This window comes from Kitasatospora sp. NPDC085895 (assembly GCF_040702125.1).
In the GTDB taxonomy this organism is placed as follows: Bacteria; Actinomycetota; Actinomycetes; order Streptomycetales; family Streptomycetaceae; genus Kitasatospora; species Kitasatospora arboriphila.
The window spans coordinates 81,989-102,175 of record NZ_JBFBJY010000003.1; the positions used below are offsets into that span (position 1 = coordinate 81,989).

Here is a 20,187-nt window from a genome sequence, read left to right on the forward strand (position 1 = left end):
AGTCTGCCCCGCCGCACCGACAGCCCGTCGGACGGGCCGCCGGTGCGGCGGAGGGGTGCGGTCACGAGGTGTCCGCACCCCGCGCGCCTGCCGGCACCAGCAGGCGCAGCGCACCCGGCACCACCTCGACCTGCACCGGCAGCGGGCCGATGTACTCGCCGTCGGCGTAGGCGGTGATGCCGGGGGACTCGATGCGCAGCGAGGAGGTCCGGTGGATCTCGACCTCCTCGTGCTGCACGTGGGTGCCCTTGAAGACGGTCGGGAAGAACCTGGCCACCTTCAGCCGCGGCATCGCCCGGACGACCGTCAGGTCGAACAGCCCGTCGGCCGGGTCGGCCTGCGGGCACATCCGCATGCCGCCGCCGTAGCTGCTGGTGTTGCCCACCGCGGCGAGCACGAGGTCGCGCTCGATCACCGTGCCGTCCGCCAGTACCAGGCGGAACGGCAGCGGCCGCAGGTTGGCGAATTCGACCAGGATCGCCAGGTTGTAGCGCATCCGGCCGCGCGGCCACCGCAGCCGGTTGGTGCGGTCGCTGACCAGCGAGTCGAAGCCGGTGGCGAGCACCGAGCCGAACCAGCGCCCGGTGCCGTCCGCGGTGGTGGCCCGGCCCAGGTCGACGGTGGCGGTGCGGCCCGCGGCGATCACGTCGGCGGCCGTCTCCGGGTCGCCGAGCGGCAGCCCGTACGCCCGGGCGTGGTCGTTGCCGGTGCCGGCCGGGACGATGCCCAGCGGGGTGCCGGTGCCGGCCAGGGCCTGCAGCGCGAGGCTGATCATGCCGTCGCCACCGGCGGTGACCAGGGCGTCCACACCGCGGCCGACCGCCTCCCGGGCGAGCCGGATCGCGTCCTCGGGGTCGGCGCCCGCCGTGTTCAGCACCTCGATGCCGTGCTCCCGCAGCCGGGCGGTGGCCCGGCGGGCGGCCTTCTCGGCGTGCCCGCCGCCCGCGGCGGGGTTGGTGAGCACCATGACGCTGCGGGGCGGCCGGCCGGCCGCGGCGGCGGTCACGGGATCAGCTTGCCGGGGTTGAGGATGCCGACCGGGTCGACGGCGTCCTTGACGGCGCGGAGGATCTTCACACCGAGCGGGCCGATCTCCTGCTCCATCCACGGGCGGTGGTCGGCGCCGACCGCGTGGTGGTGGGTGATGGTGCCGCCGTTCGCCATGATGGCGTCGCAGGCGGCGCGCTTGGCCGCGTCCCACTGGGCGATCGGGTCGCCCTGCTGGGCGCCGACCACGGTGAAGTAGAGCGAGGCGCCCGTCGGGTAGACGTGCGAGATGTGGCAGAGCACCAGGCCGTTGGCGCCGAGCCCGGCCTGCAGCGCGGCCGTGACGGCCGTCCGGAGCCGGTCCAGGTTCGCCCAGTCGGTGGCGGTCTCCAGGGTCTCGCAGAGCGCGCCGCTGTCCAGCAGCGCGTCGCGCAGGTACGGGGCGGAGAACCGGCCGTGCTCCCAGCCGACGGCCGGCTCGGCGCCCAGCGAGGTGCCGCCGGCGGCGAGCATGACGGCCCGGGTCCGCTCGTGGCGGGCCTCGGCCTGCTCCTCGGTGCCCTCGAAGACGGTGACGGCCAGGCAGCCGCCGGTGACCTGGGTGCCGCCGATCTTCTCGGTCATCGCCAGGTTGACGGCGGTCTCGGCCTCGTCCGACAGCCGGATCACCGTCGGGCCGGTGTCCTGCTGCTCGACGGCGCGCAGTGCGGCGGCGCCGGTGGCGAAGTCGGGGAAGCTCCAGGCCTCGTGGACCTTGGCGGCGGGCAGCGGGTGGATCCGCACCCGTACCCGGGTGATGACGCCGAAGACGCCCTCGGAGCCGAGGAACAGCTCGCGCAGGTCCGGGCCGGCGGCCGAGGCGGGGGCGCGGCCCAGGTCCAGCACCCCGGCCGGGGTGACCACGCGCAGACCGCGGACCATCTCGTCGAAGCGGCCGTGGCCGGCCGAGTCCTGGCCGGAGGAGCGGGTGGCGGCGAAGCCGCCGACGGTCGCGTAGCGGAAGCTCTGCGGGTAGTGGCCGAGCTCCCAGCCGCGCTCGGCGAGCAGTTCCTCGGCGCGCGGGCCGGTGAGGCCGGCGCCGAGCACCGCCTCGCCGGAGACCTCGTCGAGCGCGTGCAGGGCGTCCAGGCGGCGCAGGTCGAGCGAGACGACGGCGCTGAAGGAGCCGCGGACGGGGTCGAGGCCGCCGACCACGCTGGTGCCGCCGCCGAAGGGCACCACGGCGATCCGGCGCTCGGCGCAGACCGCGAGGACGGCGGCGATCTCCTCCTCGTCGCCGGGCAGCAGCACGGCGTCCGGCGCGTCCTGCGGCTCGCGGCTGCGGCGGCGCAGCAGGTCCGGGGTGGACTTGCCGCCGGCCCGGGGCAGCCGGTCCGCGTCGGCCGTGCTGAGGTGCGCGGCGCCGACCACGGCGGCGAGGGCGGCGACGTCCTCGGCGGCGAGGGCGGAGGGCCGCAGCCGGACGTCCTCGGCGGCGAGCGGCTCGGCCGCGGCGTCCGCCGAGACGCCGAGGGCGGCGGCCAGCAGGCCCTTGACGTCCTCGGGGAGCGGCTTGGCGAGGGCCGGGTCGCCCCAGGCGTCCCACTTCATCGGGGGGAGGGGCAGCGCGGCGGCGCCGTCCTGACCTGCTTGCGTCTCAGATGCCATGCGTTACAGTATTACGCATTATGTCAAGCAGTAACGAGACCGGGCCGACGGGCCCCGCCGCACCGGCGACGAGCACCGACGACGCGATCCTCGACGCCGCCGCCCACCTGGTCGTCCACCTCGGCGTCCAGCGCACCCAACTGGCGGAGATCGCCCGCCGCGCCGGGGTCAGCCGGCCGACCGTCTACCGGCGCTGGCCGGACGTCCGCGCGGTCATCGGCGCCCTGCTCACCCGCGAGATCCGCCGCACCCAGGAGCAGGTCGTCCTCACCGGAGAGGACCGCGAGGCCTTCGTCGACGCCGTCGTCGAGGTCGCCGTCCGGCTGCGCGACCACCCCGTGATCGGCGCCCTGCTGCACTCCGACACGATCACCGAGTACGTCGTCGAACGGCTCGGCACCAGCCAGCGCGGCCTGCTCGACGCCATCGGCGCCGCCGTCCTCCAGGGCCAGCGGCACGGCTCCATCCGCGCCGGCGAACCCACCGAGATGGCCGCCATGGTGCTGCTCATCGCCCAGTCCACCGTCCAGTCGCACCGCATGGTCGCGCAGCTGCTGCCCGAGCAGGCCTGGCGCCGCGAACTGGCCCGCGCCCTGAACGGCTACCTCGCCCCCTGACCTCCGCCGCCACCCGACGCCGCCGCCCGCCGTACCCCCGCTGCCTCCGACCCGAACGGATACCCCGCGCCGTGACCTCTGCCGCTGCCGCCTCCGCAGCCGGATTCGCCGGAACCAGCGCCCTCAACGCCCGCCGCCGGACGGCCGAACTCGCCGCCCTCGGCGACGTCCCGGACATCGACCTGCTGGTCGTCGGCGGCGGCATCACCGGCGTCGGCACCGCCCTCGACGCGGCCGCCCGCGGGCTGCGCACCGTGCTGGTCGAATCCCGCGACCTCGCCTTCGGCACCAGCCGCTGGAGCTCCAAGCTCGTCCACGGCGGCCTGCGCTACCTCGCCTCCGGCCGGATCGGGGTCGCCCGTGAGAGCGCCGTCGAGCGCGGCATCCTGATGACCCGCACCGCCCCGCACCTGGTGCGCGCCCTGCCGCAGCTCGTCCCGCTGCTGCCCTCCGTCGGCCGCGGGCAGGCCGCGCTCGTCCGGGCCGGCTTCCTGGCCGGCGACGCACTGCGGGCCGTGGCCGGCACGCCCGCCGCCGTGCTGCCCCGGGTCCGCAGGATCGGCGCCGAGGAGACCGTCCGGCTCGTCCCCGCCGTCCGCACCGCCGGGCTGTCCGGTGCGCTCGTCGCCCACGACGGCCAACTCGTCGACGACGCGCGGCTGGTGGTCGCCGTCGCCCGGACGGCCGCGCACCACGGCGCGACCGTCCTCACCCGGGTCCGCGCCGACCTGGTCACCGGCACCTCCGCCCGGCTCACCGACACGCTCACCGGCGAGACCCTCACCGTGACCGCCCGCGCCGTCGTCAACGCCGCCGGCGTCTGGGCGGGCGAGGTCGACGACGCCGTCCGGCTCCGGCCCAGCCGCGGCACCCACCTGGTGCTGGACGCCGCCGCCCTCGGCCACCCGCGCGCCGCCCTCACCGTGCCGGTGCCCGGCTCCACCAGCCGCTTCGTCTTCGCCCTGCCGCAGCAACTCGGCCGGGTCGCCGTCGGCCTCACCGACGAGGACGCCCCCGGACCGATCCCGGACGAGCCGCAGCCGACCGGAACCGAGATCGCCTTCCTGCTCGACACCGTGAACACCGCGCTGCGGACCGCCCTCACCCGCGAGGACGTCCGCGGCGCCTTCGCCGGCCTGCGCCCCCTCATCGACACCGGTGGCGGCGCCACCGCCGACCTCTCGCGCAAGCACGCCGTGCTCGACTCCCCGAACGGCGTCATCACCGTCGTCGGCGGCAAGCTGACCACCTACCGGCAGATGGCCGAGGACGCCGTCGACACCGCCGTCCGCCTCCGCGGACTCTCCGCCGGGCCCTGCCTCACCCGCCGACTGCCCCTGGTCGGCGCCCCCGGCCGCAGCGACAGCCGGCCCACCGCCGGCCTGCCCGCCCCCCTCGTGGCCCGCCACGGCGGCCTCGCCGCCGACGTCGTCGCCGCCGCGGTCCCCCGGCCCCTGGAGCCGGTGGCCGAAGGCCTCGACGTCACCCGCGCCGAGATCGCCTACGCCCTCACCCACGAAGGCGCCCTCGACACCGAGGACGTCCTGCACCGCCGCACCCGCATCGGCCTCGTCCCCGCCGACGCCGACCTGGCCCGCCCCGCGGTCGAGGAGATCGCGGGAGGCTGAGGCGCTGTCACATCCCCTGCCACCTTCGCCAAGTGCCGACGGCGCGGGCCGTCCGGCCGCTAGCCTGACGGCCAGTCGAACGGGCGTGGGACACGTCCGGCTGTCGTGGGGGTGGGGTATGGAGATCGGTCTGGCGGATGCCGTGGACGCCGTGCGCAAGGAACTCCTGGAGGCGGCCTCCCGGGGAGCGGACCAGCCGCTCTCCTTCGAGGTCGGCCCGATCGAGATGGAGTTCGAGATCGAACTGCGCGCCGAGGCCAAGGCGGGCGGCAAGTTCAAGGCCTGGGTCGTCTCCGCCGAGACCGAGGCGGGCATCGCCCGCGGCCGCACCCACCGGGTGGCGTTCACGCTGACCCCGCGCGGCACCGACTCGGCCAAGGTGAACATCGGGGACCGCGTCGCGTACAACGGCCCCCACGAGGACGACGTCGACTGACGCCGCCCACGGCAGGCCCGGGAGCCACCACGCCTCGACCGCCCGGCCCCGGCCCGCCGGAGTCCACCCGAGCCCTGTGGACGGTCCAGGCATGCCCATTCACCGGGCGGTGAGAACACCCAAGGGGGAGCGGTGGACCGCGAGCGGCTGGTCGAGGTGCTCGGCGAGGACAACAGGGGCACGGGGTACCTGATCGGACCGCGCCTGGTCCTCACCTCGGCGCACGTCGTCGGCGAGGTCGGGACGACGGCGCGGGTCCTGCAACCGGGCCGACGACCCCGGTACCGGTCGACCGTGGTGTGGCGCGGTGATCCGGGTGGTGACACCGATGCGGCCCTGGTACGGGTGGAGCCCGCCGTGTGGCGGGGACCGGAGGGCACGGCCGAACCCTGGGGCCGACCGGCCACCATGCGACCCGGCCAGGAGGCCGAGACCTGGGGCGTCCCCTGGGTGATCCAGGACGGCGGCAGCGCCGACCGCACCGAGCGTTTCACCGAAGCCATGCAGCTCAGGGGGACGATCAACCCGGGCAGCGGCTACGTGGGCGGACGCCACCTCCTCGCCCTCTCCGACCACGCCGTGGCGCAGTGGTCCGGCACCGGAGTGCCCTGGGCGGGGCTCTCCGGCGCCGCAGTGGTGTGCAACGGACTGCTGATCGGCGTCGTGAAGGCGGACCTGGTGAGGTTCGGCCACACCGTGCTCGAGGTCGTCCCGGCCCACGTGCTGCACGCCGACGAGACCTTCCTCAAGGCCCTGGAGGCTTACGGGGCCGACTCCCGCACCCTCGGCCAGGCGGAGTTCGACCGACTGCGCCGTACCGACGTTCCCGCACCCTCGGACGGGTCACTGCCGCCCGCCGCCCTGCTGCACGCGGGCCGGGAAGTGGTCGGCTTCCACGGTCGCGAGGAGATCCTCGAACGGCTCAGGCAGTGGTGCACGCCGGCCGGCTTCGGCGTCCGGCTGCTGCACGGGCCCGGCGGCCAGGGCAAGACGAGGCTCGCCGCCCGCCTTGCGGAAGCCCTCCGGGCGGACGACCCCCGGTGGACGGTGCTGTGGCCGGACGCGACCGCTTCGCCGCAGGGCCTGGCAGGACTGCAGGACTGCAGGAACCCCGTCCTGGTGGTGCTCGACTACGCCGAGGCGCGGCTCGACCAACTGTCCGGCCTGCTGAAGGCGGGTGGGCTCCACCGGGGCGGCGTCCCGCTCAAGGTGCTCCTGCTGGCCCGCACCGCCGGCGGCTGGTGGGAGAACGCGAAGTGGGCACGCGACGGTGCGCCCCTGCGCCCGGCACCCGTCGACGAGCTCCCCGCGCTCGCCGCCGACGAGGCGACACGTGCCCTCCTGTACCGGCACGCGGTGACCGCCTTCGCAGGTCGCCTCTCCGACCCGGACGGCACGCCGGAGGACAGGACCTGGAAGGCCAGGGCCGACCGGCTTCCCGCGCCCGCACCACGCAAGCTGGCCTCGGGCAACGTCCTGACCCTGCACATGACGGCCCTGGCCGACCTGCTGGACGAAGGCGTCTCGGACGGGGATCCCGCGCGGCACGACACCGAGGGGGACGCCGAGGACCGCATCCTCGAGCACGAGAGGCTCTACTGGGCCCAGGTCGAACGCGAGCGCCCGCTTCCGGACGGACTCGGCGGCGGGAGTGCACCGGCCGACGCACTGGCCACGGTCGCGCTGCTCGGCGGGATCCCGCTGCGCGGGCGGGACCGGGAAGCGCTGCTGCGCCGCTCACCCGTCCTCGCCGACCTCCGGGCGCACGAGATCAGGCAGGTCCGTGAATGGGTCGAGGCGGTCTACCCGGTGGCCGCCGAGGATCCCTGGGAGGTCCTGCAGCCCGACCGGCTGGCCGAGCGCTTCGTCGGGCGGCACGTCCTCTCCGACCCCGAGCTCGTCGACAGCCTGCTGGCCGAGGTGGAGCCCGGCCGGATGTCGGTCCGGGCGCTCACGGTGCTCGCCCGGGCCGCAGCGCATCCGGCACTGCTCGGCACGCTCGACGAGCTGATCACCGATCTGTGCGTCCGTCACGCGGACGGTCTCGGGACGGCCACCATGGACGTGGCCACCCAGGTGGAGCGGCCGCAGCCGCTGGTGGACGCCCTGTGGATGCGTACCGAGGACCCGGCGACGCCGCTCGCCGAGCTGGCGGACCTGGCCGACAGGCTGCCGGACAGGTCGCACGTTCTGGCGGACTGGGCGCTTCGGCTGATGGAGCGGCTGGTGGAAGTCCGCACGGCTGCCAGGGCGGTGTCCGCCGAGGACACGATCGCGCTCGGTGTCGACCACCGTCGCCTGGCCAAGCGGCTGTTGGAACTCAATCGGGCTGCCGAGGGGTTGGAGGCCGCTGATCGGGCTGTGGAGCTTCTCGAATCGCTGATGGAGACCGACCCCGGGGCCGTCCGATTCCATTTGGCCGCCGCCTTGAACAACCGGGCGGTGTGCCTCGGAGTGCTGGGCCGGCGCAGCGAGGCCATCGAACCGGCCCACCGGGCGGTCGAGCACTACCGCATCGTGGTCGGCGGCGATTCCGTCCCCGTGGAGGCCCCCGGTCAGCTGGTGCGCTGCCTGACCGCACTGTCGGATGCCCAGCGCAACCTCGGGCGGCACGGGGACGCACTGAGGACGGCCGAGGAGGCAGTGGCCGTCCAGCGGACCTTCGTTCCGAAGAGCGGCCCCGAGGCGGTGTCGAGTCTCGCCGCGCGGCTGAACAACCTCTCCATCCGGCACACCGACCTGGGCCAGTACCGTCAGGCCTTCGAGGCGGCGGCCGAGGCGGTGGACCTGTGCGAGCCCCTTGCCGAGCAGTACCCGGATGCCTACCTGAACGACCTGAGCCGCGTACTGGGCACACTGTCCACGTGCTACGGAGGCCTGGGAGACCGGGAGAAGGCCCTGGAGTCGGCGCAGCGGTGTGTCGACATCCGTGAACGGCTCCACCGGGACCGCCCCGAGACGTACCGCCACGACCTCGCCCAAGGGCTCAACTCCCTGGCGATCGGCCTCGGCGAACTGGGGCACATGGACCGGGCGGCAGCGGTGGCCGAGCGGTCGGTCGAGCTGTTCCGGAAGCTGGACGGCCCGCACGCGCGCGGTCGCCGGCAGGAACTGGCGAACGTGCTGAACACCCTGGCCAACCGGCGCGCCGACATCGGAGACGCTGCCAGCGCCCTGGAGGCGATCAAGGAGGCCTGCGACATCTACCGCGAGCTCGACACGGAACTGCCCGGTGTGTTCACCGCGGACCTGGCGATGTGCCTCGGCACCATGGCGAGCCGTCTGGAGGGACTCGGGCGGCGCGAGGACGCCATCGCGCTGAGCTTCGAGGCCGTTGAGCTCAATCGCAGGCTGGTCCCGCGGGATCCGGGAGCGATCGCCGTGTACTTCGCCGCGGTGCTCCACAACCTCCGTCTGTACCTGGGAGCCGCGGGCCGGACGGCCGATGCGCTGGAACTCGTCGACGAGGGACTGGCGACGTACGCGGATCCCCGAGCGGCCCAAGCCGTCGCCCTCTACCCCGTGACGGCGGAGTTGTTGCGCAGCCGGGCGATGTGCCTGCGCGAGCTCGGGCGAACGGACGAGTCGGTGGCTCCGGCGCGGGAGCTCGTCGAGATCGCCAGGCGGATGGCCGTGCTTCCGTCCGGGCCGGGGCCGGCCGACCTGGTCCAGAAGCTCGACTTCCTCGGCACGATCGCCTTCGTCGCCGGGCACATCACCGAGAGCGCGGACGCCTCGGTGGAGCAGGCCGGGCTGCTGCGGCAACTCGCACAGGTCCACCCGCAGCGGTACGAAGGCGAGCTGGCCGACGTGCTCGGCTACGCCAAGAACCTGCTCTCCATGGTGGGACGCATGGACGAGGCGGAGGCGCTGGCCCGTGAGGCGGTCGAGGTCCGCGGCAGGATCGCCGATCACGGTGGGGCCGCCGAGCGTGTCCGATTCGTCGCTGAGCTGGCCGGGTTCGCCGATGCCCTGATGGCGCGCCTGCAAGCGGCCGAGGCGCTGGCCGTCCTCGACCTGGCACGGCAGCAGGAGGCCGAGCTGACGGCGGAGGAAGCCGACGCGCACCGGGGGACGCTCGTGTTGGCCCAACGCGTTCGGTCGCAACTCCTGGAGATGCTGGGGCGCCGGGAAGAGGCACTCTCCTTCGCACGGGAGTCCGTGCTCGCCGCCGAGCGGATCGCCGAGTCCGATCCCACGCGGACCCTGACCCTCCTCATGGCCCACTTCTCGCTCGGGTCGCTCCTGGTCGACGACAGGCAGCGCGAGGAGTCACTGGTGCACCTCGAGCGGGCGGTGGCCCTCTGCCGGCCCCTCGCGGAGGCCGCCGAGCCCGGGTGCGAGATCCTGATGGCCTCCTGCCTCGGTGGATTGGGCGCGGCCCTGGCGCTCGATCCGGCCGAGCCGGAGCGGATGCTGAAGGCGACCGGCGAGGCGCTGGACATCTGCCGCCGGCTCTGCGAGGCCGATCCGGTGCGCGGACGGGGCGGACTCGCCCATGCGGCGGCCCGGCACAGCTTGGGGCTCGCCGAGGCCGGCCGTGCCGAGGAGGGCAGCGGACTCGCCGTGGAAGCACTGTGCCTGGCCCGGGAACTGGCCGATGTCGACCGACGTGTCCACCTGTTCGAACTCGGCGAGGCGCTCTACGCGTACGCCGATGTCCATGCTCGCGCAGGGAGGGAGGCCGTGGCGGCATCGGCCGCGCTGGACGAGCTGGCGGATCTTCTGGAGATCATGCGAGAGGACCAGCCCAGCCTGGTGGAGCAGATGACCGACAAGATCGCCACCGTCCGGGAACGCCTGCCCGGTTGAGCGGCCGGGACCGGGGCGGAGACCCTCCCGGTCGCCGTCCACTACGCTCCTGACCCGGTGTCAACCGGACGGGGGAGTGGCGGGTGCCGGCGTACGAGGAGCTGGGTGAGGCGGAGCGGCGGCTGTGGGAGGCGTTCCCGCGGGGGGAGGAGCTCGACCTGCGGGGTGCGGCGGACACGGCCGTCCGGGCGGAGGTGGTGGCCGCGCTGCTGCTCGGCGGCGGGCCGACCGCGGTGCGGGGGCGGGTCGGCGGGCTGCGGCTCGTCGGTGCCACCGTCACCGGGCAGTTGGACCTCACCGGGGCCGCCGTCGAGCTGCCGGTGCAGCTGCGGGACTGCACCTTCGAGCAGCGGGTGCTGCTGCGCGGGGCGACCGTGCGCTCGACCTCCTTCCTCGACTGCCGGCTGCCCGGCCTGGACGGCTGGCTGCTGCGGGTGGACGGCAACCTGTTCTTCGAGGACTCGGTGATCGAGGGCCGGCTCACCCTCACCCGCGCCCACATCACCGGCGAACTCCGACTCAGCGGCGTCCGGTTGACCGCATCGGAGCTGCTGGAGCCGGCGGGCCCGGGGGAGCGGCCCGCACCGGCCTGGTCGCTCTGGGCCGGCGGGCTGGTCATGGAGGGCGGCTGCTTCGCCCGGAAGGGATTCCGTTCCCGCGGCGGCCTGCGACTGGTCGGCGCGAACTTCGGCGGCGGGCTGTTCATGGAGGGCGCAGGGATCGACAACCCCGGCGGCGAGGCCTTCTCCGGGGACGACCTCACCGCGTCCACCATGGTCCTCACGGACGGGTTCGAGGTGCACGGCGCACTGCGGCTGCCCGGGGCGACCGTCCGCAACCGCCTGTCGCTGGACGGCGCCCGCCTGCACGGCGACGGCACCACCGCCCTGGACGCCACCCGCCTCACCGCCGGAGACCTGCACCTCACCCCGGCCGCCGTCCCCGGGGGCACGGTCGACCTGAGCGCCGCCCAGGTCGCCGTCCTGCACGACAACGCACCCGCGCGCAGCGCCGACACCCGGCTCGACGGACTCGTGTACACCTCCCTGCAGGGCGCCACCGGCCTCGACGACCGCCTCGCCTGGCTGGGCCGCACCCCCGGCTACACCCCGCAGCCGTACGAGCAGCTCGCGGCCTGGTACCGGCGGATCGGCCACGACGACGACGCCCGCCGGGTGCTGCTGGCCAAGCAGCGCCGCCGCCGGCGCACCCTCGGACCGCTCGGCCGGGTCTGGGGCCGGCTCCTCGACGCGACCGTCGGCTACGGCTACCGCCCGTGGCAGGCCGCGGTCTGGCTGGCGGCGCTGATCGCGGCCGGCACCGCGGCGTTCAGCCACGGCTCGCCGACCGCCGTCCAGGCCGGGCAGGGGGCGCCGTTCAACCCGCTGATCTACACGATGGACCTGCTGATACCCATCGGCGGTTTCGGCCAGCGCACCGCCTGGTACTGGACGGGCCTGCACCAGTGGCTCGGCTACGCCCTGATCGCCGCCGGCTGGCTGCTCACCACCGCCACCCTGGCCGGCGTCACCCGCTCGCTGAACCGCAGTTGAGCACGGTGCCCGACCGACCGCACGGACCCGAAAGGCGGTCTCCCGTGACCCTCCCGGCCGATGCCCTCCGCCGCGACGCGGGCGGCACCCCGACCGCCCTGCGCGCCCCGCACGCCGACCTCACCCGCTGGCCCGCGGACATCGCCGCGTACCCCGGGCTGCGGCTGATCGACCTGGACGGCAACCGGCTCGCCGACCTGCCGCCGTCGGTCGCCGCCCTGCCCGCGCTGCACACCCTGCTGCTGTACGGCAACCGGATCGGCACCGTGCCGCCCGAACTCGGCGACGCGCCCGCCCTGCGCCACCTGAGCCTCGGCGGCAACGGCCTGACCGACGTCCCGGACAGCCTCTGGCGGCTGACCGGCCTGCACTCGCTGAACCTCGCCGAGAACGAGCTCACCGGCGTCCCCGACGGCATCGGGGCGTTCACCCGCTTGCGGATGCTCGACCTCGGGCACAACCGCCTCGACCACGTCCCCGCGGCCGTCGGCGAACTGACCGGGCTCACCGACTTCCTCTACCTCAGCGACAACGGGTTCACCGCCGTCCCCGAGAGCCTCGGCCGCCTCGACCGGCTCGCCTACCTCAACCTCGCCGACAACCGGCTCGGCGCACTGCCGGCGTCGATCGGCGGGCTGGCGGGTCTGCGCGAACTGCGCCTCTACCGGAACCGGTTGACGGCGCTGCCGGACAGCATCAGCCGCCTGCCCGCGCTGCGCGAGCTGCACCTCGCCGACAACCGGCTCACCGAGCTGCCGGCCGCCGTCGGCGGACTGGCGGAACTGCGGGTGCTGGACCTGCGGAACAATCCGCTGCGGCGGCTGCCGGAGTCCGTGGCCGGCCTCACCCGGCTGCGACACCTCGACCTGCGGGCCACCCGGATCACCGAGCTGCCCGCAGGGCTCGCCGCCCTGCCGGACCTGGAGAAGCTCGACCTGCGCTGGACGAAGCCGGAGGTCCTGCCGGACTGGCTGTCGGACCTCCGCGACCGCGGCTGCGCCGTGCTGCTCTGAACCCGGGCACGCGCTCCCCGGCGCCGGCCTCCGGGCGGCGGTTCCGGCCGGGCCGCCGCAGAGTGGGTCAGGGCACCTGCGGTTCCGTCCGTCCGTCTCACCCCGGGAGTTCCCGATGTCCACAGCGATCACCTTCTCCGAGTACGGCGCACCCGAGGTGCTGCGGCTGTCGGAGGTCGACCCGCCGGAGCCCGGACCGGGCCAGGTCCGGATCCGGGTCCGGGCCGCCTCGGTCAACCCGTTCGACCTGAAGCTCCGCTCCGGACGGATGGCCGCCGTCGCCCCCGCGAGCTTCCCGGTGGTGCCCGGACTGGACGCGGCCGGCGTGGTCGACGCCGTCGGCGAGAACGCCGGCGCGGCGGTGGGGGACGAGGTCCTCGGCGCCACCGTGGGCGGCAGCTACGCCGAGTACGCCCTGCTGGACCGGCCGGTGGCCAAGCCCCCCGCGCTGTCCTGGGAGGTTGCCGCCTCGCTGGTCACCGTCGGCCGGACGGCGCACCGGGTGCTGGAGCAGCTGGGCGTGCAGGAGGGGCGGACCCTGCTCGTCCACGGCGCCGGCGGCAGCGTCGGGATCATCGCGGTGCAGCTGGCCGCCGCGCGCGGCGTCATCGTGGTCGGCACGGCCGGCGAGCAGGACGTCGAACGCGTCGCCGCCATGGGCGCGAGGGTCGTCCGCTACGGCGAGGGCTGGGCGGAGCGGGTGAGGGCCGCGGCCCCGCAGGGCGTCGACTTCGTGTTCGACGCCTCCGGCGCGGGCGTGCTGGCCGACTCCGTCGCCCTGACCGGGGACGCGGGCAGGGTCATCACCATCGCCGACCTGTCCGCCGCCGAGCACGGCGTCCGCTTCAGCGCGGGCACCTCCGGCCAGGGCGAGGAGTCGGTGCCCGAGTTGGCCCTCCTGGCCGCCCGGGGGAGGCTCACCGTCCCGATCTGGCGGACGTACCCGCTGGCGGAGGCGGCCCGCGCCCACACCGACCTGGAGGCCCACCGCAACCGGGGCAAGGCCGTCCTCCTGCCGTGACCCGCCCGCACCGGGGGAGCCGCCGCCGTCGGCCCGTTCCAGGTGACCTCGGCGGCGGCCTGACGCGGCACTGGCGTGGACCCGTGGTGAATCCCGGGCAGCCGCACCTGTCAGGACCGGCGCGGAACCCGGCCGTTCCGGTGGCACTCCTGGTGCGGCCGGCCGCGCACCCGGCCGCGCGGCGCGGCCCGGCGATGGGCCCGGGGCAACTGCCGGACGCGGTGGCCGAGGCCCGGCATCCCCACGCCGACGCGGACCTGCTGGAGCGGCTGCCGGCCGACCCGGAACCGCAGGTCGCCGACGACGCGGCGGCCGGGCCGGCGCTGCCGCGGGACCGGATGGAGTGCATCCTCGTCGCGGCCGGACTCTGACGGCGACTCCGTCGGACGCCGTCAGAGCCCGGCAGGTGCCGGCCGGCGGGTGCTGCCGATCCGCTCGTTCGTCCGTGCCACCCCCGCCTGGATCCGACCGAACGGTCGGAAAGTGTGAAGCGGAATGCAGCCCACCCCGCGCGCGAGTCTGATGATCGTACTTACTGTGCGAACTTTTGGCGGGTCGACAACTGCTCCGTGTCGGAACGAGGCCGGTCGGGCGGCGCCGATGGCCGCGATCCGGCCCGGGTTGTGCGCGTCCGGGCGTTGCGACGTGCGTGAATCGGCGGCAGGGGCGCGCGGATCCGTCATGGTTCCCCTCATCGGCCACTGGTGCCCCATCCGTACACCGCGCGCCGGCCCGACGCGTCTTGCGGGAAGTCCGCGCAGCCATCAGAATTCCCGATGAGATTTGATACCGGCGCGAAGGTTTTATTTCATGGGAGGCGAGGCACTCAGCCCACGCCCTCTCCCGGGTGCTCCGATACCCCTCTGGAGTGCACACCCATGACCCCAGCCAGCAGCACCGCCCTCGGGCCGGAAGCCGTCCCGCAGGCCGCGTCGGAGCTCGGCCCCCCGGAGCCGAGCGCCACCCCGCTCGCCGACGCCGTCCTGCGCGTCGCCAGACGCGACATCGCGTCCTTCCACGCGCTGCCGCTCTCGCACGGCCGGTCCATCCTCAACTCCCGGACCAAGGCCGTGTACGAGGCCCTGTTCGGGCAGGCGCAGCTGGCCGCCGACGTGTCCTACAGCGGCACCATGCTCGACTCGTTCTTCCGCCCGCACGGCCCGCTGCGCGAGGCCCAGCGGCTCGCCGCCCGGACCTTCGGCGCCGACACCACGCTCTTCCTCTCGGCCGGCACCTCGACCGCCAACCGGGTCGCGCTCGCCGCCCTCACCCGCCCCGGCGGCCGGGTGCTCGCCGACCGCAGCTGCCACCAGTCCGTGCACTTCGCCCTCGGCTCGCTGACCGTCGACGTCGAGTACGCCCCCATGCGGCGCTGCTGCGACACCTGCCCGCGCACCTTCGCCGACCTGCCGGTGCTGCTCCGCAGCTTCGCCGAGGCCGCCGCCCAGGGACGCCCCTTCGACACCGTCGTGCTCTCCGCGGTCTCCTACGACGGCGTCCGCTACGACCTGCCGACGCTGCTCGCCGAGATGTCTCGGATCCACCCGACCGTCAACGTCCTGGTCGACGAGGCGTGGGGCGCCATCCACCGCTTCCACCCGCAGCTGCGCCCGCTCACCGGCCTCGCCGCCGTCGAGCAGCTGCGGGCCGACGACCCGTCACTGCCCATGACGGTCGCCGTCACGCACTCCGCGCACAAGTCGATGTCCGCGCTGCGGCAGGGCTCGTACCTGCACCTCGTGGGCGATCGGGAGGCGCAGGAGCGCACCGCGCAGGCGCTCTTCCAGCACCACACGACCTCGCCGAGCTTCCCGGTGCTGGCCAGCCTCGACCTCGCCCGGCTGCAGGCGGAGCACGAGGGCGAGGCACTGCTGGAGCGGTCGCTGATGCTCGCCCGCACCCTGCGGACCGAGATCGCCACCGACCCGCGGCTCTCCGCCTACCGCACCCTCGGCCCCGAGGGCCACCTCACCGACCCGGCGATGCTCGTCTCCGACGACCCCACCCGCGTCCTGGTCGACATCCGCGCCCTCGGCATCACCGCCGCCGACTTCCGCCGCATCCTGTTCGACGAGTACGCCCTGTACGTGGCCCGCGAGAGCGGCGGCGCCGTCCTCTTCCACGTCCACATCGGCGTCGACGAGGGCACCCTGCTGCGGCTGCTGGAGGCGCTGCGGGTCATCCAGCGCACCTACCGCACCACCTCCGCCGCCCTCCACGAGGACAGCGCCGACCACTTCATCATCGCCTACCCGCCCGGGATCCCCATCACCGTGCCCGGCGAGAAGCTCTGCGACGCGACCCGCGCCGAGATCCGGGCGCTGCGCGCCAGCGGCAGCGAGATCTACACCCTCTACCAGCCGCAACCCGCCGCCGCCCCGGCCCCCGAGACGGCGTCCGCCACCACCGCAGCATCGGAGTAACGCATGATCAAGCTCGACGACATCCGCAAGCACGCCGCCCGGCGCCCCGACCACGTGGCCGTGGTGGACCGCGACTTCCGCCTCACCTGGACCGAACTCGCCGAGCAGGTCGCCCGGGTGGCCACCGGCCTGGCCGACCACCTGCCCGCCGAGCGCCCCGCCCGCGCCGCCTTCATGTCCTGCAACAGCTGGGAGCTGGTGGTCGTGATGGCCGCCTGCGCGACCCTCGGCGTGCCCTGCATAGGCCTCGACTACACGACCACCCCCGAGGCCACCGCCGGCGCCCTGGAGCAGCTGCAGCCGACCGTGCTCATCAGCACCCCACTGCGCCGCCCGCTGCTGGAGCAGTCCGGCTGGCCGGGCGCGCGCGACGTCCTGAGCATCCACCTGGCCGGCCCGGAGAACGACGACTACGACACCGGCCCGGCCGCCCCCGGCGCGGTCTGCTTCCAGGCGCTCGCCGCCTACGAGCCGGCCCCGACCACCCCGGTCGAGCAGCCGTTCACCGCCTTCTCCTTCACCTCCGGCACCAGCGGCATCCCCAAGCTGGTGATCCGCAACTCCTCGTTCGAGGCGCGCCGGCTCTCCGACCTGGTGGACCAGTACTCCTTCGACGAGGACGACGTCCACATGGTCACCGTCCCGCTGTACCACTCCTCCGGCCCCGGCTGGGCCCGGATCTTCCTCTCGCTCGGCGGCACGGTCGTGCTCAGCCCGTACGAGGACGCCGAGAAGATGGCCGAGCTGATCGTCGCCGAGGGCGTCTCCACCACCCTGATGGTGCCCCCGGTGCTCAACCGGCTCATCTCCCACCCGGCCTCCGAGCACCTGCACAGGACGTCCCGGCTGCGCTTCCTGCTCTCCGGCGGCCGCCACCTCAACCGCTGGGTCATCAACCAGACCTGGGACCGCCTCGGCCCCGTCCTGCACCTGTACTACGGCACCACCGAGACCGGCCTGAACACCATGATCGGCCCCGAGGAGCTGCACGTCGCCCCGGCCCGCTCCGGCCGTCCGATGCCCGGCAGCACCATCCTCGTCCTCGACCCGGAGCACCGCCCGCTGCCGAAGGGGCAGCTCGGCCGGATCGCCATCGCCAGCTACCAGCTGATGGACAGCTACGCCTCCGCCGAGCCCGACTTCCTGATGATCGAGCACGCCGGCCGTACCCAGAAGTACCTGCTCACCGGCGACAGCGGCGTCATGGACGAGGGCGGCCGGATCGAGCTCAGCGCCCGCAACGACGGCGTCACCAAGGCCGAGGGCCGGCACCCGCTGGACGTCAACATCTTCGCCCTCGAGGACGAGCTCACCGGCCTCCCGTGCGTCCGGGAGACCGCCGTCCTCAAGGTCGACCTCCCCGACGAGGGCCCGACGCTGGTCGCGGCCTTCGCCCCCATCTCCCCCGAGCGCGAGGCGAGCGGCTCCCGTGCCGTCCTCGCCGCGTGCCTGCGCCGCGCACCCCAGCTGCCCGCGCGCGTCGTGACCGTCCCCGAGATCCCGTACAGCCCGACCGGCAAGGTGCGCACCGCGCAGCTGCTGTCGACCGTCCTCGACCTGATCGGGCAGGAGAACGCGGCCTCGGCGGCCGACCGCATGGAGCTGGCGACGGCATGACCGCCGTCCTGCGTGCCGCCCCACCTCACCCCGACTCCCTGACAGGAGAACTGTGAACGACCAGAAGAAGTACGTCCGAGGGGTCCTGCTGTGCCTCGCGGCCACGCTCTCGTGGGGGGCCATGTTCCCCCTCATGGACGTGACGCTGAAGTACATCGACCCCTTCACCTTCACCTGCCTGCGCTACGGGATCGCCGGCCTGATCTTCGTGGTCGTCCTGCGCGCCCGGGAAGGCGTCGCCGGACTGCGCCTCAAGGGCGAGCGGGTCGGCCTCGCCTGGCTCTTCGGCACCGCCGGATTCGCCGGCTTCCAGTTCCTGGTCTTCTTCGGCCAGGACCTGATCGGCGAGCAGGGCGCGCTGATCGCCTCGATCATGATGGCCACCATGCCGATGATGGGCTTCCTGGTGAACTGGGTGCTGCGCAAGGTCGTGCCGCCCAAGTGGTCCTTCGCCTTCATCGGGCTGTCCTTCGTCGGCGTGATCCTCGTCGTCACCAAGGGCGACGTGGCCGCCCTCTTCAACACCCCGCAGAACTACGGAGCCGACGCCCTGCTGCTCTTCGCCGCGCTCTGCTGGGTGATCTACACCTCCGGCGCGACCTACTTCCCGAGCTGGTCGCCCATCAAGTACACGACCGTCACCACCGTGCTGGGCCTCGGCAGCGCCGTGGTCGTCACCGCGGTGCTGCTCGCCACCGGCGCCGTCGCGGTGCCGACCGGCCACGCGGTCGTCACGATCCTGCCCGAACTCGCCTACATGAGCCTGATCGCCGGCTTCGGCGGCGTGCTCGCCTGGAACATCGGCAACCGCAACCTCGGCCCGCTGAACGGCGTGCTGTTCATGGACGTCGTCCCGATCACCGCCTTCACCATCTCCGCGCTGACCGGTGTGATCCCGGCCGGCATGCAGGTGGTCGGCGCGCTGTTCACCGCGTCCGCCCTCGTCCTCAACAACCTCTACCTGCGGCGCCGGGCCGCAGCCGCGGCGCCCGCCCCGGCCGCGGTCCCGGCTGCCGCGGCGTCCGCGCCGGCCGGGCGCAGTCCGGCCGGACAGTCGGCGGGCGTCGGCCGCTGAGACGTACCGGAACTCCACCCGGGCACCGTCCCCGCAGGCCCTCGCGGCCCGCGGCGGGCGGTGCCCGTCAGCCGTCCCCGGACGCGGCACCCCCGGCGGGGTCCGCGTCCGCGGGGTCCGCACCACCCGGACCCCGCCGGCACCACCCGCACCACCCGCACCACCGCACCACCGCACCGGCAGGACCGCACGACCAGGCACCACCAGGACCGCACCACCCGGACCGAGCAGCCGGTCCGCACCGAGGAGTCGCCCCATGCCCGACCTCACCGCTCCCGACCTCACCGCTCCCGACCCCACCACGCAGGACCTCACCGCCCTCGACCCGGCCGCCCTCGACCCCGCCGAACTGATCGGCCGTCACACCTTCGACGAGGTCTGGGGGATCCTCGTCGACGGCAGACCCTGGCCCGGACTCGGCCCGGGCGAGCCGCTCACCCTGCCCGTCCGCCACGGCGACGTCCGGGTGGACACCCAGAACTCACTCGCCGGCCTCGGCCCCGCCTGGGGACTCGGGCCGCTGCACGACATCGGCGACGAACAGGCCCGGGAGGACCTCGAACGCGCCACCATCGCCACCCACACCTTCGTCGCCCAGTCCGTCCGCGGCCTGCACCTGCCCGCCGTGCCCCACTGGGCGATCGAGGCCGGCGGCAGCGCCGCCGAACGCTTCCTGCTGCGCTGGCGCGGCACCGCCGAACCGCAGCACGTCCGCGCCGTCGACGCGTACTGGTGCTCCGTCGCCGTCCACCCCGTCGACACCGCCACCACCACGGCCCGGCTGATCGCCTCCACCGGCGCGGACGTCGCCACCTGCCTGTCCACCGCGGTCGCCGCGATGGCCGGGCCCCGCCACCGGGCCGTCCCGGCGGCCGTGCTCCGGCTGGTCGCCGAGGCCGAACACGGCGCGGACCTCCGGGCGGTGGCGCGGGCCGCACTGGTCGACGGGGAGGCACTGCCGCTGTTCGCCGCGCCGGCCGCCGGTCCGGCCGCCCGGCGGGCCCGGGCCCTGCGCGCCGCCGCGGTGCGGACGGCCGCCCCGCGCTACGAGGCCGCCGCCCGGCTGGAGGAGGCCGCCGCCGAGCTGCTCGCCGAGGTCGGCGCCGCCCCGGCCACGACCGCGGCCGGCCCCGAGTACTGGGCCGCCGTCCTGCTCGACTCCGCCGACGTCCCCGTCCACCTCTTCACCGCCCTGGCCATCTGCGGCCGCACCGCCGACTGGTCCGCCCACATCCTCGACCAGAAACGCACCCGCCGCCCCGTCCCGGCCGCCGCCTGACGGCCCGTCGGGTTCGACCGGGCGACGGGACGGGAGGAAAACCGATTGCCCCGGGCGGAGGACGGCCGACATGATCGCC

At 74.5% G+C, this 20,187-nt stretch carries 14 protein-coding genes; 12 read left to right on the plus strand and 2 right to left on the minus strand.

All coding sequences use genetic code 11. The annotated features are described in order from the left end of the window. Window positions 1-61 precede the first annotated feature (61 nt). Entirely contained in the window at window positions 62-967 is a 906-nt protein-coding gene (locus AB0442_RS02955; protein WP_366160329.1) for a diacylglycerol kinase, read from the minus strand. 35 nt (window positions 968-1,002) lie between these two features. Then, window positions 1,003-2,577: an FAD-binding oxidoreductase gene (locus AB0442_RS02960; protein WP_366160330.1), complete on the minus strand. Its 1,575-nt coding sequence runs from the start codon at window positions 2,575-2,577 to the stop codon at window positions 1,003-1,005. 77 nt (window positions 2,578-2,654) lie between these two features. Here AB0442_RS02960 and AB0442_RS02965 point away from each other — a divergent pair, with 77 nt between their 5' ends. From AB0442_RS02965 to AB0442_RS03020, 12 genes are all read left to right on the plus strand, one after another. Continuing rightward, the gene (locus tag AB0442_RS02965; protein WP_344625851.1) at window positions 2,655-3,251 is read left to right on the plus strand and encodes a TetR/AcrR family transcriptional regulator; all 597 of its coding nucleotides are present in this window, start codon (window positions 2,655-2,657) and stop codon (window positions 3,249-3,251) included. A gap of 71 nt (window positions 3,252-3,322) precedes the next feature. Continuing rightward, a complete protein-coding gene (locus AB0442_RS02970; RefSeq protein WP_366160209.1) occupies window positions 3,323-4,879 on the plus strand; it encodes a glycerol-3-phosphate dehydrogenase/oxidase in 1,557 nt (518 codons plus the stop codon). Between the two features lie 118 nt (window positions 4,880-4,997). Continuing rightward, on the plus strand, window positions 4,998-5,315 hold the full coding sequence (locus AB0442_RS02975; RefSeq protein WP_366160210.1) for a trypco2 family protein: 318 nt from the start codon (window positions 4,998-5,000) through the stop codon (window positions 5,313-5,315). 132 nt (window positions 5,316-5,447) lie between these two features. Further along, on the plus strand, window positions 5,448-10,127 hold the full coding sequence (locus AB0442_RS02980; protein ID WP_366160211.1) for a tetratricopeptide repeat protein: 4,680 nt from the start codon (window positions 5,448-5,450) through the stop codon (window positions 10,125-10,127). 83 nt (window positions 10,128-10,210) lie between these two features. After that, a complete protein-coding gene (locus tag AB0442_RS02985) occupies window positions 10,211-11,680 on the plus strand; it encodes an oxidoreductase (RefSeq protein WP_366160213.1) in 1,470 nt (489 codons plus the stop codon). Between the two features lie 44 nt (window positions 11,681-11,724). Then, on the plus strand, window positions 11,725-12,693 hold the full coding sequence (locus AB0442_RS02990; protein WP_366160214.1) for a leucine-rich repeat domain-containing protein: 969 nt from the start codon (window positions 11,725-11,727) through the stop codon (window positions 12,691-12,693). Window positions 12,694-12,808: 115 nt separating this feature from the next. Continuing rightward, window positions 12,809-13,714 (plus strand): NADP-dependent oxidoreductase, encoded by a 906-nt coding sequence (locus AB0442_RS02995; RefSeq protein ID WP_366160216.1) that lies wholly within the window; start codon window positions 12,809-12,811, stop codon window positions 13,712-13,714. 140 nt (window positions 13,715-13,854) lie between these two features. Then, window positions 13,855-14,085 carry a hypothetical protein gene (locus AB0442_RS03000; protein ID WP_366160217.1) on the plus strand — a complete coding sequence of 77 codons (231 nt, stop codon included), beginning with the start codon at window positions 13,855-13,857 and terminating at the stop codon, window positions 14,083-14,085. A gap of 507 nt (window positions 14,086-14,592) precedes the next feature. After that, window positions 14,593-16,137, plus strand: a complete 1,545-nt coding sequence (locus AB0442_RS03005; protein ID WP_366160218.1) for an arginine decarboxylase — start codon at window positions 14,593-14,595, stop codon at window positions 16,135-16,137. Between the two features lie 3 nt (window positions 16,138-16,140). After that, window positions 16,141-17,754, plus strand: coding sequence for a class I adenylate-forming enzyme family protein (locus AB0442_RS03010; RefSeq protein WP_366160219.1), 1,614 nt, complete (start codon window positions 16,141-16,143; stop codon window positions 17,752-17,754). A gap of 52 nt (window positions 17,755-17,806) precedes the next feature. Next, window positions 17,807-18,829, plus strand: coding sequence for a DMT family transporter (locus AB0442_RS03015; RefSeq protein WP_366160220.1), 1,023 nt, complete (start codon window positions 17,807-17,809; stop codon window positions 18,827-18,829). 256 nt (window positions 18,830-19,085) lie between these two features. Beyond that, a complete protein-coding gene (locus AB0442_RS03020) occupies window positions 19,086-20,108 on the plus strand; it encodes a citrate/2-methylcitrate synthase (RefSeq protein ID WP_366160221.1) in 1,023 nt (340 codons plus the stop codon). Window positions 20,109-20,187: the final 79 nt, after the last annotated feature.

Bases quoted from the DNA above. Each gene is read 5' to 3' on its own strand.
- AB0442_RS02955 (WP_366160329.1), bottom strand. From the start codon at position 967: ATGGTGCTCACCAACCCCGCCGCGGGCGGCGGGCACGCCGAGAAGGCC.
- AB0442_RS02960 (WP_366160330.1), bottom strand. From the start codon at position 2,577: ATGAAGTGGGACGCCTGGGGCGACCCGGCCCTCGCCAAGCCGCTCCCC.
- AB0442_RS02965 (WP_344625851.1), top strand. From the start codon at position 2,655: ATGTCAAGCAGTAACGAGACCGGGCCGACGGGCCCCGCCGCACCGGCG.
- AB0442_RS02975 (WP_366160210.1), top strand. From the start codon at position 4,998: ATGGAGATCGGTCTGGCGGATGCCGTGGACGCCGTGCGCAAGGAACTC.
- AB0442_RS02995 (WP_366160216.1), top strand. From the start codon at position 12,809: ATGTCCACAGCGATCACCTTCTCCGAGTACGGCGCACCCGAGGTGCTG.
- AB0442_RS03005 (WP_366160218.1), top strand. From the start codon at position 14,593: ATGACCCCAGCCAGCAGCACCGCCCTCGGGCCGGAAGCCGTCCCGCAG.
- AB0442_RS03010 (WP_366160219.1), top strand. From the start codon at position 16,141: ATGATCAAGCTCGACGACATCCGCAAGCACGCCGCCCGGCGCCCCGAC.
- AB0442_RS03020 (WP_366160221.1), top strand. From the start codon at position 19,086: ATGCCCGACCTCACCGCTCCCGACCTCACCGCTCCCGACCCCACCACG.